12 protein-coding genes are annotated in these 12,267 nt (G+C 70.8%); 3 read left to right on the forward strand and 9 right to left on the reverse strand.

Features of this window, described 5'->3' with window-relative positions:
* Positions 1 to 6: 6 nt before the first annotated feature.
* On the reverse strand, positions 7 to 1,344 hold the full coding sequence (locus BKE38_RS11750) for an LLM class flavin-dependent oxidoreductase (protein ID WP_076957500.1): 1,338 nt from the start codon (positions 1,342 to 1,344) through the stop codon (positions 7 to 9).
* 14 nt (positions 1,345 to 1,358) lie between these two features.
* Entirely contained in the window at positions 1,359 to 2,945 is a 1,587-nt protein-coding gene (locus tag BKE38_RS11755; RefSeq protein ID WP_076957501.1) for an ABC transporter substrate-binding protein, read from the reverse strand.
* Positions 2,946 to 3,115: 170 nt separating this feature from the next.
* On the opposite strand from BKE38_RS11755, the gene BKE38_RS11760 reads away from it, so the two are divergent.
* Positions 3,116 to 3,811 (forward strand): HAD family hydrolase, encoded by a 696-nt coding sequence (locus tag BKE38_RS11760; protein WP_076957502.1) that lies wholly within the window; start codon positions 3,116 to 3,118, stop codon positions 3,809 to 3,811.
* Here BKE38_RS11760 and BKE38_RS11765 read toward each other — a convergent pair.
* Positions 3,808 to 5,157, reverse strand: a complete 1,350-nt coding sequence (locus BKE38_RS11765) for an LLM class flavin-dependent oxidoreductase (RefSeq protein WP_076957503.1) — start codon at positions 5,155 to 5,157, stop codon at positions 3,808 to 3,810. The genes BKE38_RS11760 and BKE38_RS11765 overlap by 4 nt on opposite strands.
* 116 nt (positions 5,158 to 5,273) lie before the next feature.
* Complete coding sequence (locus BKE38_RS11770; protein WP_076957504.1) at positions 5,274 to 6,089, reverse strand: alpha/beta fold hydrolase; 816 nt, start codon at positions 6,087 to 6,089, stop codon at positions 5,274 to 5,276.
* A gap of 311 nt (positions 6,090 to 6,400) precedes the next feature.
* Here BKE38_RS11770 and BKE38_RS11775 point away from each other — a divergent pair, with 311 nt between their 5' ends.
* Complete coding sequence (locus BKE38_RS11775) at positions 6,401 to 7,057, forward strand: response regulator (protein WP_076957505.1); 657 nt, start codon at positions 6,401 to 6,403, stop codon at positions 7,055 to 7,057.
* Positions 7,058 to 7,075: 18 nt separating this feature from the next.
* On the opposite strand, the gene aqpZ is transcribed toward BKE38_RS11775, so the two are convergent.
* Together aqpZ and BKE38_RS11785 are read right to left on the reverse strand one after the other, a co-directional pair.
* Positions 7,076 to 7,822 carry an aquaporin Z gene (aqpZ, locus tag BKE38_RS11780; RefSeq protein ID WP_076957506.1) on the reverse strand — a complete coding sequence of 249 codons (747 nt, stop codon included), beginning with the start codon at positions 7,820 to 7,822 and terminating at the stop codon, positions 7,076 to 7,078.
* Positions 7,823 to 7,911: 89 nt separating this feature from the next.
* Positions 7,912 to 8,871 carry an AraC family transcriptional regulator gene (locus tag BKE38_RS11785; protein ID WP_076957507.1) on the reverse strand — a complete coding sequence of 320 codons (960 nt, stop codon included), beginning with the start codon at positions 8,869 to 8,871 and terminating at the stop codon, positions 7,912 to 7,914.
* 116 nt (positions 8,872 to 8,987) lie between these two features.
* On the opposite strand from BKE38_RS11785, the gene BKE38_RS11790 reads away from it, so the two are divergent.
* Positions 8,988 to 10,175 (forward strand): MFS transporter, encoded by a 1,188-nt coding sequence (locus tag BKE38_RS11790; RefSeq protein ID WP_076957508.1) that lies wholly within the window; start codon positions 8,988 to 8,990, stop codon positions 10,173 to 10,175.
* A 45-nt stretch (positions 10,176 to 10,220) separates the two neighbouring features.
* On the opposite strand, the gene rutA is transcribed toward BKE38_RS11790, so the two are convergent.
* From rutA to BKE38_RS31995, 3 genes are all read right to left on the reverse strand, one after another.
* Entirely contained in the window at positions 10,221 to 11,312 is a 1,092-nt protein-coding gene (rutA, locus tag BKE38_RS11795; RefSeq protein ID WP_076957509.1) for a pyrimidine utilization protein A, read from the reverse strand.
* 119 nt (positions 11,313 to 11,431) lie between these two features.
* Complete coding sequence (locus tag BKE38_RS11800; RefSeq protein ID WP_076957510.1) at positions 11,432 to 11,968, reverse strand: metallophosphoesterase family protein; 537 nt, start codon at positions 11,966 to 11,968, stop codon at positions 11,432 to 11,434.
* Positions 11,969 to 12,015: 47 nt separating this feature from the next.
* Positions 12,016 to 12,267, reverse strand: a 252-nt coding sequence (locus tag BKE38_RS31995; protein ID WP_420014322.1) for a hypothetical protein, incomplete at its 5' end; no start/stop codon positions are given.

Raw genomic sequence — 12,267 nt, forward strand, 5'->3', positions numbered from 1 at the left:
GGTCCGTCAGTTCGCCATCGCGGGTTGGGCGGTGAAGCGGTTGACGGGACGGTCCAGGCCGAAATGGTCGCGCAGCGTGCTCCCGCCATAGTCCTCACGGAACAGGCCGCGGCGGCGCAGCTCCGGCAGCACGGTCGCGGCGAAGACGCCCATGTCGCCGGGCAGGTTGGGCGGCAGCAGGTTGAAGCCGTCGCAGGCGCCGCCCTCGAACCACTCCTGCATGTGGTCGGCGATATCGATCGCCGTGCCGGCGAAGGTGTCGTGGCCGCGGCCGAAGGCGATGGCGTGGATCAGCTGGCGGATGGTCAGGTTGTCGCGCCGTGCGAGGTCGACGAAGACCTGATAGCGGCTCTTGCCGCCGTTGATCGCCTCGATCGGCGGCAGCTCGGGCAGGGGGCCGTCCAGCGGATAGGTGAAGAGGTCCAGCCCAAGATTGTTCGACAGCTGGTGCAGCCCGTATTGCGGCACGATGTATTCGTTGAGCTCGGCCGCCTTGTCGCGCGCCTCCTGCCGGGTGGCGCCGACCACGGCGGCCAGGCCCGGCAGGATGCAGAGCTGGTCGGGGCGGCGACCATGGGCCCGCATCCGCGCCTTCACGTCGCCATAGAAGTCCTGCGCGTCGGCCAGGTTGTTCTGCGCGGTGTAGATGGCCTCGGCGAAGCGGGCGGCGAATTCCCGCCCGTCGGTGGAGGAGCCGGCCTGCACCAGCACCGGATGCCCCTGCGGCGGCCGCGGGAAATCCAGCGGGCCGCGCACCTTGAAGAAGGTTCCCTCGTGGTGGATCGGGTGCAGCTTGCGGCCGTCGACGAAGCGGCCGCCGGCGCGGTCGGCGAGCAGGGCGTCATCCTCCCAGCTGTCCCAGAGGGCGCGGGTGACCTCGACGAACTCGGTCGCCCGGGCATAGCGCTGGGCGTGCTGCATGTGCTGGTCGTGGCCGAAATTCTGCGCCGCCATCTCGTTGCCCGAGGTGACGATGTTCCACCCGGCGCGGCCGCGGCTGACGCGGTCCAGCGAGGCGAACTTCCGCGCCAGGTCATAGGGCTCGTGATAGGTGGTCGAGGCCGTGCCGATCACGCCGATCTTCGTCGTGACGGCCGCGACGGCGGCGAGCAGCGTGAAGGGCTCGAAGAAGTTGTTGAAGGGCCCGTGCTCGACATGGTGGTTGATGGCCAGGGCATCGGCGATGAAGATGGCGTCGAGCTTCGCCGCCTCCGCCTGCTGCGCCAGCCGCTGGTAGTAGCCGATATCCATCATGTCGGCCGGGTCGGTGCCGGGATGGCGCCAGGCGGCCTCGTGATGCCCGATGCCCTGGATGAACAGGTTCAGGTGCATTTTTCTGGTCATGCGAGCGGGATCCTTCAGGCCGATTTGGAGACGTCCCAGAAGACCGGGATGGGGGCGGTGACGACGCCGGCGACATTGCTGCGCCAGGCCTGCTTGGCCAGGAAGAAGCCGGTGGGCAGGAAGATCACATCCGCCAGCGCCGCGGCGTTGATCTTCTCGGCGATCTTCTTTTCCTGCTCGAGCGAGGCGCTGTCGTACCATTCGGCGATGCCGGCCTCGACCGCCGGGCTGTCGGGCCAGCCGAACCAGCCCTTCTCGCCATTGGCGCGCAGGCCGAGATAGGCGGCCGGGTTGATGCAGTCGGTGCCGGCATGGCTGACCTGGAAGCTGTGCCAGCCGCCCTGCTCCGGCGGCGCGCGGCGGTTCAGCCGGCGGCTCTGGATGGTGGCGAAATCGGTCGAGACGTAGTCGATGGTCATGCCGATGCGGCGGAACATGTCGGCGGCGACATCGCCCACCGCCTTGGCGGCGAAGGAATCCTGCGCCGTCAGCATGACGATCTTCTCGCCGGCATAGCCGGACTCGCGCAGCAGCCGTTTTGCCAGTTCCAGGTCGCCGCCGCGCGCCAGCGTCGTGTCGCCGGCCTCGGTGTAGAGCGGCGTGCCGGGCGTGAAATAGCCGTTCATCGGGCGGCGGAGCGAGGAATCTTCACCCACCAGCGCGCTGAGATAGTCGTCCTGGCGGATGCCGGCCAGCATGGCGCGGCGGATGCCGATCTTGTCGAAGGGCGGCTGCAGGTGGTTCAGCCGCACGCCGGAGACGACGCCCAGGTCGTTGGCGATGCCGGTGCGGATGTCGCGATGCCGCTCGAGCTGCGGCACCAGGTCGGGGAGCGGAGACTCCAGCCAGTCGACCTCGCCGGTCTGCAGCGCGCCGGCGGCGGTCGCGCCGTCGGGGATGATCAGCCATTCGATGCGGTCGACCAGCATGCGCTTGCCGCCGGCCATCCAGGAGGCCGGCTCCGGCCGCGGCTGGTAGCCGGCAAAGCGCTCGAAGACGACGCGGGCGCCGACCTGCCATTCGGCGGTGACCATCTTCATCGGGCCGCTGCCGATATATTCGGTGATGACCTTGCCGGGGTCGGTGCGCGCGATGCGCTCCGGCATGACGAAGGTGCAGGGCGTGTTCGACTTGGCCAGGGCGTAGAGCATCTTCGGGAAGGGCCGCTTCAGCACCCAGCGGAAGCTGCGCTCGTCGAGGGCGGTCAGGCTGTCCTCGATGGCGGCGATGTTCTGGCCCATTACGTCGCGCGCGGCCCAGCGGCGCAGGCTGGCCACGGCGTCGCGCGCGGTGACCGGTGTGCCGTCGTGGAAGACCAGGCCCGGGCGCAGGCGGAAATGCCAGGTCAGCCCGTCGGCCGAGACCTCCTCCTGCTCGACCATCTGTCGCTGCGGCTGCATCCGCGCGTCGATGCCGTAGAGCGTGTCCCAGACCAGCAGCGCGGCATTGCGCACGCTGTAGGAGGTGCCCCAGATCGGGTCGAGATTGGCGATGTCGCCCTGCGGGACGAAGCGCAGCAGGCGTGTCGCGGCCTGCGCCGCGGCCGGGCGGGCGATGAAGGGGGCAATCAAAGAAGCGGCGAGCAGGGTACGGCGGCGCATGGCGACCTTCGCTTCTGGGCGTGAAGGCCGTGCTGTCGCTTCCCTGCCGCGCAGGCTCAGCCGCCGCGCTTGGCGCCAGAGTGAGACCTCCTCCGGGCGAGGGCAACACAGTAAAGCTCGGGCTGAGGCACAGCTTTGCTGAGGCTCAGCCGCGCATGCTAGAAGCCGGCATGCCCATCGATCTCATCTGCCTCGATGCCGACGACACGCTCTGGCACAACATGCGTCACTTCCAGGCGACCGAGGAGGCGCTGCTGGCGGTCCTGCAGCCCTTCGCCGAGGCGCGGATCGCGCGCGAGACACTGGAAGCCTGCGAGATCCGCAACCTTGCCTTGTATGGCTACGGCGCCAAGGGCTTCACCCTGTCGATGATCGAGACGGCACTGGAGCTGGGGGGCGACAGCCTGCCGCCGGCGGCCCTGAAGAAAATCCTGGAGGCGGGGCGGGTGCTGCTGCGGCATCCGGTGCAGCTCTTCGACGGGATCGAGGACACGCTGACGCGGCTTGCCGAGCGCGGAAGGCTGGTGCTGGTGACCAAGGGCGACCTGCTGCACCAGGAGACCAAGCTGGCGGCCTCCGGCCTCGGCGACCGCTTCTCCGGCATCGAGATCGTCAGCGACAAGAATGCCGAGACCTTCCGGAAGCTCTTCGCGCGCTACGGCGTGGTGCCGGGGCAGGCGGTGATGGCCGGCGATTCCATGCGCTCCGACATCCTGCCGGCGCTGGAGGCGGGCGCCTGGGCCGCCTTCGTGCCGCAGCAGCAGGTCTGGAGCCACGAGGCCGCCGCGGCGCCCGAGGCCCATCCCCGCTTCCGGCAGCTCGCCCGCCTGGCGGAGCTGCCGGATTGGATCGACAGCCTGGGCTAATCCGCCGCCAGGGTGGGGTTGGAAAAAATCCGGCGCTGCGGGGTGGCCAGGCCCATGGTCTGGCGCAGCGTGCCGCCGGCGTATTCGCGGCGGAACAGCCCGCGCTTCTGCAGTTCCGGCACCACCAGATCGACGAAGTCGGTCAGCGAGCGCGGCACCACCGGCATGTCGACATTGAAGCCGTCGCAGGCCTGGCCGCGGAACCAGTCTTCCATCTGGTCGGCGATCTGCACCGGATTGCCCTTGAACAGCACATGGCCGAGCGAGGGCACGATCCGCTCATAGGTCTGGCGGATGGAGAGCTTCTCGGCATGCGCCATGGCGGCGATGGATTCGCGGTAGCTGGCGACGCCGGCGACCTCGCCTTCCATCTTCGGCAGCGGCCCGTCGATCGGGTAGCCGGAAAGATCCATCTGGCATTGCCGCGACAGATAGGCGAGGCCGAGCTCCGGCAGGATCAGCGACTGCAGCTCCTGGAACTGCTCCTCCGCCTCGGCCTCGGTGCGGCCGATGTAAAGAGTAACGCCGGGCAGGATGCGCAAGGCGTCCGGCGCGCGGCCAAACTTTGCCATGCGCGACTTCACGTCAGCGTAAAATGCCTGGGCCTCGGCCTTGGTCTGGGCGACGGAGAACATCAGCTCGGCATGCTCGGCGGCGAGCTCCCGCCCGTCTTCCGACTGGCCGGCGGTGCAGAGCACCGGATAGCCCTGCGGCATGCGCGCGACATTCAGCGGGCCCTGCACGGCGAAATGTTTGCCGACGTGGTTCAGCCGCTGGACGCGGCTGGGGTCGAGGAAGCGGCCGCTGGCTTTGTCCTCGATGAAAGCGTCCTCGGCCCAGGAATCCCAAAGCCCCTTGCAGACCTCGACGAACTCGCGGGCGCGGTTGTAGCGCTCGGCGCGGGGCACATGCGCGCTCCGGCCGAAATTCACCGCGTCGCCGGCATAGGAGCCGGTGACGACGTTCCAACAGGAACGCCCCTGGCTCAGATGGTCGAGGGATGCGAAGCGGCGGGCCAGGAGGTAGGGCTCGTCATAGGTGGTCGTCGCGGTCGCGAAGAGGCCGATCTTCGTCGTGTGCTGCGACAGCGCTGCCAGCAGCGTCAGCGGCTCGAAGGCGGCCGGCCGGTCGGAGCGGCTGGTGGCCGAGAACAGGATCGGGTCGTCCATCTGCCGCACGGCATTGCCATCGGCCAGGAACAGCATGTCGAGCTTGCCGCGTTCGGCCAGCTTCGCCAGGTGGATGGCATTGTCCAGGCTCATGGTGGTGGGCGACCAAGCGTCGCGGTGCCGCCAGCCGGCCAGGTGGCTGCCCAGCCCGATCAGGCTGGTCATCAGGTTCATCATCAGCGCCTCCGCCCGCGCCGATCTGCGGCGCCTTCTCGGGGGCCGCGACCGGCGTTCCTGCTTCCCTGCGGCACCGATGCTGGGCCAGCCGGGCAGGCGGGGCAAGAGGCGTCGCGTCAAGCCGTGGCGAAGGCCAGCAGCTCGGCGTTCAGCCGGGCGCGGTGGCTGAGCGGCAGGCCATGCGGGGCGCCCTGGTAAAGGCTGAGCCGGGCGCCGGGGATCAGCGCGGCGCTGGCCTGCCCGGTCAGCGGCAGCGGGCAGGTGGCGTCCTGGTCGCCCTGCAGGATCAGCGTGGGCAGGCGCAGCAGCGGCAGCTCGGCGCGGAAGTCGGTGGTGGTCAGCGCGCCATGGAAGGCCTCCAGCGCGCGCGGGCTGGCCTGTAAGGCGAGGCCGATCAGCCAGTCCAGCTCCGCCTGCGGCACCTCCGGGCCGGCGAAGGGGCGGGCGTTGCGCTGCAGCCAGCCGGGCCAGTCGGGGCGCAGCTCCTCCTCGATGAAGGCGCGGAAGACCGCCGGGTCGATGCCCTCTGGATGGTCGTCGCGGCGGGCCAGCAGCGGCGTGGTCGGCGCGATCATCGCCAGCCGGGCGATGCGATGGCCGCCGCCATGCCGCGTCAGGTGCCGCACCGCCTCGCCGCTGCCGGCGGAGAAGGTGACGGCGGTCGCGCCCTCGATGCCATGCGCGTCCAGCACGGCTTCCAGGTCGTCGGCCAGGGTCGAGAAATCCATCGGGCCGCCCGGGTCGGGGGAAGCGCCATGGCCGCGGCGGTCATAGGTGAGGCAGCGCAGCCCGGCAGCGAGCAGCGCCTCGGTCTGGTAGCGCCAGGAGGCGCCGGGCAGGCTCCAGCTGGCCAGCAGCACGACGGGCGGGCCGGAGCCCTGGTCCTGGCAATGCAGCGCGACGCCGTCGCGGGTGACGATGGTATGGGGCATGGCGGATCCTCCGGATGACGCGGCCATGCTGCGGCAGGGGAGGGCAGGGCGGCGATGACCTGGCAGGTCATCGAATGCGCCGCCTGACGTTTGCGTCAGCGGCGGCGTCGCAATCCGAGCGGCGCCTCTCCCTGAATGATACGATTTCGGCACGAATCCCGGAGCGCGAGGCGGCTTTGCGTGGCGTGTCAGGCGGCCGCTGCGCGCCGCGAAAACCCTGTTCCCGGCTGATCGGGATCGGAAAGCGACCTTGGCTTGACGGGGCGAAAACCGCGTCGCCAGGATGGAGGCATCCCTTGGGAGCGCCGCGCATGACGCCGCGCCGATCCGCCCCGCTGCGCATCCTGCTGGCCGACGACCATGCCGTGCTGCGCCGCGGGTTGCGCGGGCTGCTGGAGGAGCGCGCCGGCTGGCAGGTCTGCGCCGAGGCCGAGAGCGGCCGCGCCGCCATCGAGCTCGCCGCGCGGCTGCGGCCGGAGGTCGCCATCCTGGACCTGGCGCTGCCCGGCCCCGACGGGCTGGCGGCGACGCGGGCGATCCGCGGCCGCTCGCCGGGGACCGAGGTGCTGATCTTCGCGCGCCAGCACAGCGCGGCGCAGGTGCGGGCGGTGCTGGCCGCCGGCGCCCGCGGCTATCTGCTGACAAGCGATGCCGAGGCCGCGGTGATCGCCGCCGTCGAGGCCCTGGCCGCGCGCCGCCCGTATTTTTCCGACGCCGTCGGCGACACCGCGCTGGCCGGCTTCCTGCGCGCCGGCGAGAATACCCAAGACATCCGACTGACCCTGCGCGAGACCGAGATCGTGCAGCTGCTGGCGGAAGGGATGAGCAACAAGGCGGTCGCCGCGCGGCTGGCGATCAGCGTCAAGACGGTGGAGACGCACCGGACCGCCGCCATGCGCAAGCTGGACGCCCATTCGGTGGTCGACCTGGTGCGCTATGCCTTGCGCGCCCAGCTCACCTCCATCTGAGCCCGCGCGCATCGGCGGTCAGGCGACGCGGCCGCGGCGTTCCTCGATGACCAGCGTGTCCTCGAGCGAATTCGGCTCGTAGAGCATGCGGGCGACGAAGCCGGCGACCAGCGCGCCCAGCAGCGGCGCCACCCAGAACAGCCAGAGCTGGCTGACGTATTCGCCGCCGGCGAAGAAGGCGGGGGCGGTGCTGCGCGCCGGATTGACCGAGGTGTTGGTCACCGGGATCGAGATCAGGTGGATCAGCGTCAGCGCCAGCCCGATCGGGATGCCCGCAAACCCCGTCGCCGCCCCCTTGGCCGTGGTGCCGATGATGATCAGCAGGAAGAAGAAGGTGAGCAGAAGCTCGGTCAGGAAGCAGGCGGCCAGGCTGTACTTGCCCGGGCTGAGCGCGCCATAGCCGTTCGAGGCGAAGCCGGCCGGCACCCAGCCGGAGACGCCGCTGGCGATCACCCAGAGCGCCCCGGCGCCCAGGAAGGCGCCCAGCAGCTGCGCGGCCATATACGGAAAAACATGGCGCGGGGCGCAGCGGCCGGCGGCCCAGAGGCCCAGCGTCACCGCCGGGTTGAAATGCCCGCCCGAGACATGGCCGACCGCATAGGCCATGCTGAGCACCGACAGGCCGAAAGCCAGCGCCACCCCGGTGAAGCCGATGCCGAGCCCCGGATAGGCGGCGGCCAGCACCGCGGCGCCGCAGCCGCCCAGCACCAGCCAGAAGGTGCCGAGGGTTTCGGCCAGCAGCCGTCGCGACAGGTCGTTCTGCATCGAAGCGCTCCGCGGGTGAGGGGGCGCCAGTCTCGGACCTGGCAGGCCACGCCGCCCATCGGGTGAAGGCCCGAGGCGGTGCCTGCGCCTTACCCGACCCGCGCCTCGGGCCGCCGCGAAGCCCCGGGCGGCTGGCCGGTGACCCGCTTGAAGGCGCGGCTGAAGGCGGCCTGGGAGGCATAGCCCAGCTGCGCCGCCGCCTGCTCGATCGGCATGCGCTCGCGGCCGATCCATTGCTGGGCCAGGCGCATGCGCAGCTCGGTGACGTAGCGCAGCGGGCTGACGCCGGTCACCGCCTGGAAGCGCTCGGCGAAGATCGAGCGCGAGCTGCCCATTTCGGCGGCGAGCTCGGCGACCGTCCAGGCGCGGCCGGGATCGCGGTGCAGGGCGGCGAGCGCGCGGGCCAGGCGGGGGTCGCGCATCGCCTCGGCGATGCCGGAGGCGCGGCCGCAGCCGCTTTCCACCCAGCCGCGCAGGATGGTCGCCGCCACCACATCCGCCAGCCGCGCCAGGATGGCGGCATGGCCCAGGCGCTGGGCGCGGGCCTCGGCCTCCATGGCGGTCAGGATCGGCAGCAGCTCGGGCTGCTGGTCCAGCAGGGTGGTCACCAGCATCGCCGGCGGCATCAGCCGCACCAGCCCCTGCATGGCGCCGAGCTCCAGCTCCATGCAGCTGCTGAAGATCAGCGCGCCGCAGGCCCCGCCGGCGCAGGAATCGATGGCGGCGACATCCTCGCAAAGCGGCGCCGCGATCAGGTCGCGGATGTCGTGGCAGGCGAGGCCGGCGGGATGCTTGCCCGGCGAGACCAGCCGGTGGCCGCGGCCATGCGGCAGCAGCACGGCCGCGCCGGGGGACAGATGGTGGGTGGCGCCGTCGGCGGTCTGCAGCGCGACCTCGCCGCCGGCGATGAAATGGAACTGGGCGCGGCCGGGATCGCCCGGGAAATCCAGGCAGAAGGGCGCGGCCAGGCGGATGCGGCGGTGCTGGATGCCGCGCAGCCGCATGCCCTGCAGCAGCTCGCTCATCAGGTCGGGGGCGGGGGAGTCCATGGCGGCGGCGGTCCCGGCGTTTCGGTCAAAAGACACGGATGATCTGGCATGGATCGTCCGGGATTTCCACCCTAGCTTCCGGCCCAACCTGTTTTAAAGACGAAAAGGATTGGTGAATGAGCGAAGCCGTCTCGGCGGCCCTGCCCGCCGCCCGGCCCGCGGCACCGGCCTGGGCTGCGGTCTTCTCCCTGACGCTCGGCGTCTTCGGCCTGGTCACGGCGGAATTCCTGCCGGCCAGCCTGCTGACGCCGATGGCGCAAAGCCTGGGCATCGCCGAGGGCATCGCCGGCCAGGCGGTGACGGTGACCGCCGCCGTCGCCCTGGCCTCCGGCCTGCTGACGGCGGTGGCCACCCGCGGCATCGACCGCCGGCTGGTACTACTGTTCTTCTCGGTGCTGCTGATCGCCTCCAACCTGCTGGTGGCGACCGCGCCGGACCTGACCGTGCTGCTGCTGGCCCGGGTGCTGCTGGGCATCGCGCTGGGCGGCTTCTGGAGCATGGCGGCGGCCACCGCCATGCGGCTGGTCCCGCCCGAGCAGGTGCCGCGAGCGCTGTCCATGGTGTTCAGCGGCGTCTCGGTCGCCACCATCGCCGCGGCACCGCTGGGCAGCTTCCTGGGCGGGCTCTATGGCTGGCGGACCGTCTTCCACCTGGCCACGGCGCTGGCGGTGGTCGGGCTGGCGGCGCAGCTGGCCACCCTGCCGCGGCTGCCGCCGCAGGGGGTGGCGCGGCTGTCGACGCTGGTGGCGGTGCTGCGCCGGCCGAATATCGGCCTGGGCATCGCCTGCACCGTGCTGGTCTTCGGCGGCCACTTCGCCCTGTTCACCTATATCCGGCCCTTCCTGGAGCAGGTCAGCGGCGTCGATGTCGGCGGCATGGCGCTGCTGCTGCTGGCCTTCGGCCTGGCCAATTTCGGCGGCACGCTGCTGGCCGGCTTCCTGCTGCAGCGGAGCATCAAGCTGACCCTGACGCTGATGCCGCTGGTGATCGGCGCCTCGGCCCTGGCCCTGCTGCTGCTGCCGAACGGGCTGGCGCTGCATGCCGTGCTGGTGGCGCTCTGGGGCATGGCCTTCGGCGGCGTGCCGGTGGGCTGGTCGACCTGGCTGGCCCGCGCCGTGCCGGACGAGGCCGAAAGCGGCGGCGGGCTGATCGTCGCCGCCGTGCAGCTGGCCATCGCCGGCGGCGCGGCGCTGGGCGGCCTGGCCTATCAGCTGGGCGGCATCGGCAGCGTCTTCGCCGGCGGCGGCACGCTTCTGCTGGCCGCCACCCTGATCGTCGCGGCGGGGGTGCGCGCGCCGCGCTGATCCCCCCGCCGGAGTCCTCAGGAAACATCCCGCCGGCGCCGCGGCTCACGCGGCGGCGGCGAGGCCTTCCACCACGGCGCGGCGGCTTCGCATCAGCGGCTGGATGCGCTGGCCGAAAGCCTCGATGCCTTTGACGAAATCATCGAAGGTCAGCATGACGCCGCCGATGCCGGGAACGTCTTCCAGCTCGTCCAGCAGCGCCGCGACGGTGGCGTAGGAGCCGATGATCCGCCCGATATTCAAGTTGATCGCGCCCTCCGGCAGGGCATAGCCGCGGACATTGGTGTCGTCGCCGGAGCGCTTGTCGGCCGAGGTCTGGTCGGCCATCCAGGCGATGGCCTCGCGGTCGGCGCCGGCCTGGTAGTGATCCCAGCGCGCCTGGGCCTCTTCATCCGTCTCCGCCGCGATCACCATGAACAGCGCGAAGGAGGCGACGCTGCGCCCGGTCTTGGCGGCGGCGGCCTGCACCCGCTCGGTCATGGGGGCGACGGCCTTCGGCGTGTTCTGCCCCTGGCCGATGCAGAAATTATAGTCGGCATGGCGGGCCATGAAGTCGAGGCCGGCGGCGCTCTGCCCGGCGCAGACCACCTCGATCGGCTTTTCCGGCAGCGGCGCCAGGCGGCAATCGTCCATCTGGTAGAACTCGCCGCGGAAATCCGATCGCCCCGTCGCCCAGAGCTCGCGGATGATGGTGGCGTATTCGTCGAGCTGGTCGTAGCGGCGGGAGAAATGCTCCTCGCCCGGCCAGAGGCCCATCTGGGAATATTCCGGCCGCTGCCAGCCGGTGATCAGGTTCACCCCGAAGCGGCCGGGGGCGATGCTGTCGATGGTGATCGCCATGCGCGCCATGATCGCCGGCGGCAGCACCAGGGTCGCGGCCGTGGCGAAAAGCTTGATGCGGCTGGTGACGGCGGCGAGGCCGGCCATCAGCGTGAAGGATTCCAGGTTCTGGTCCCAGAAGCCGGTCGCGCCGCCGAAGCCGCGCAGCTTGATCATCGACAGCAGGAAGTCGAAGCCATAGCGCTCCGCCTGCTGCGCGACGGTCTTGTTGAGATCGAAGCTGGGCGCGTATTGCGGCGCGTTGGACGAGATCAGCCAGCCATTGTTGCCGATGGGAATGAAGACGCCGATTTGCATGGCGAGGTCCTTGGGCGTGAGTGTCGCCGCGGGCCCCGTTCGGCGCCGGGTCCTTCTGAAGCGGGACCGGCTGGCCGTCGGCGCCGCGCAGGGTGACTGGCGCGACCTCGGCCGGCAGCCTAGCCGGGTGCGGCGGCTTCGCCAACCGTTCGTCGGGGCCGCGATGCCAGGATTTCCGGCAGCATCACCGGGCGGAAATCCCAGGCATCCACCCCGACATCGGCCTGGCGCGGCAGCGGCTTCAGCCGGCCATGGCTGTGGCCATGCAGGTTCCAGGCGCCGCGGCCCATGTCGCGCCAGCTGCGGAAGGCATAGTGGCAGAGAACCAGCAGCAGTCCGTCGAGGCGGAGCTCGGCATAGGGCTGCACGCTGGCCCAGCCGGGCAGGCGCTGCACGGCGTCCGGGTCGTTGTTGCCGGTGACCAGGTGCTTCTGGCCGGCCAGCCGGTCCAGCAGGGTGGCCGCCGCCTCGGGCTTGGCCGCGCGGCCCAGGGCGAAGTCGCCCAGATGCCAGACGGCGTCGCCCGGCTGCACCACGGCGTTCCAGCGCGCCACCAGGGCCGCGTCCATCGCCGCCAGGTCGGCGAAGGGGCGGCGGTAGAGGCCGCGCGCGCCGCCATGGCCGAAATGCGTGTCGGCGGTGAAGAAGACGGTCATGCCGCCATCTTCGCCGCCGGAGCTGACGCCGTCTATGTGCGCGCCGTCTATGCGCGCCCCGGCAGCAGCCCGTTGGCCTGCAGCCGCGCGCCGATCGCCGCCATCTGGCCTTCCAGCCCGTGCTCGGCGGCCTCGCCGGCGGCGACGGCCTCGAAGAAGCAGCGCTTCAGATAGTGGCGCCAGTCGATCGGCTGCGTCGCCAGGAAGGCGGTCAGCAGCGCATAGCGTTCCCGCGACCAGATGCGCTCGAACTGCCATCGGGCGCGGCCAATGTCGAAATGGTCCTGGTTGGGCGGGGC

Origin of the sequence: Teichococcus deserti (assembly GCF_001982615.1) — a bacterium.
GTDB lineage: Bacteria > Pseudomonadota > Alphaproteobacteria > Acetobacterales > Acetobacteraceae > Pseudoroseomonas > Pseudoroseomonas deserti.

What these genes read in the sequence shown, in the direction of transcription:
- BKE38_RS11760 (WP_076957502.1), top strand. Translation starts at nt 3,116, where the DNA reads ATGCCCATCGATCTCATCTGCCTCGATGCCGACGACACGCTCTGGCAC.
- BKE38_RS11755 (WP_076957501.1), bottom strand. Translation starts at nt 2,945, where the DNA reads ATGCGCCGCCGTACCCTGCTCGCCGCTTCTTTGATTGCCCCCTTCATC.
- BKE38_RS11775 (WP_076957505.1), top strand. Translation starts at nt 6,401, where the DNA reads ATGACGCCGCGCCGATCCGCCCCGCTGCGCATCCTGCTGGCCGACGAC.
- aqpZ (WP_076957506.1), bottom strand. Translation starts at nt 7,822, where the DNA reads ATGCAGAACGACCTGTCGCGACGGCTGCTGGCCGAAACCCTCGGCACC.
- BKE38_RS11750 (WP_076957500.1), bottom strand. Translation starts at nt 1,344, where the DNA reads ATGACCAGAAAAATGCACCTGAACCTGTTCATCCAGGGCATCGGGCAT.
- BKE38_RS11770 (WP_076957504.1), bottom strand. Translation starts at nt 6,089, where the DNA reads ATGCCCCATACCATCGTCACCCGCGACGGCGTCGCGCTGCATTGCCAG.
- BKE38_RS11785 (WP_076957507.1), bottom strand. Translation starts at nt 8,871, where the DNA reads ATGGACTCCCCCGCCCCCGACCTGATGAGCGAGCTGCTGCAGGGCATG.
- BKE38_RS11800 (WP_076957510.1), bottom strand. Translation starts at nt 11,968, where the DNA reads ATGACCGTCTTCTTCACCGCCGACACGCATTTCGGCCATGGCGGCGCG.
- BKE38_RS11790 (WP_076957508.1), top strand. Translation starts at nt 8,988, where the DNA reads ATGAGCGAAGCCGTCTCGGCGGCCCTGCCCGCCGCCCGGCCCGCGGCA.
- BKE38_RS11765 (WP_076957503.1), bottom strand. Translation starts at nt 5,157, where the DNA reads ATGATGAACCTGATGACCAGCCTGATCGGGCTGGGCAGCCACCTGGCC.
- rutA (WP_076957509.1), bottom strand. Translation starts at nt 11,312, where the DNA reads ATGCAAATCGGCGTCTTCATTCCCATCGGCAACAATGGCTGGCTGATC.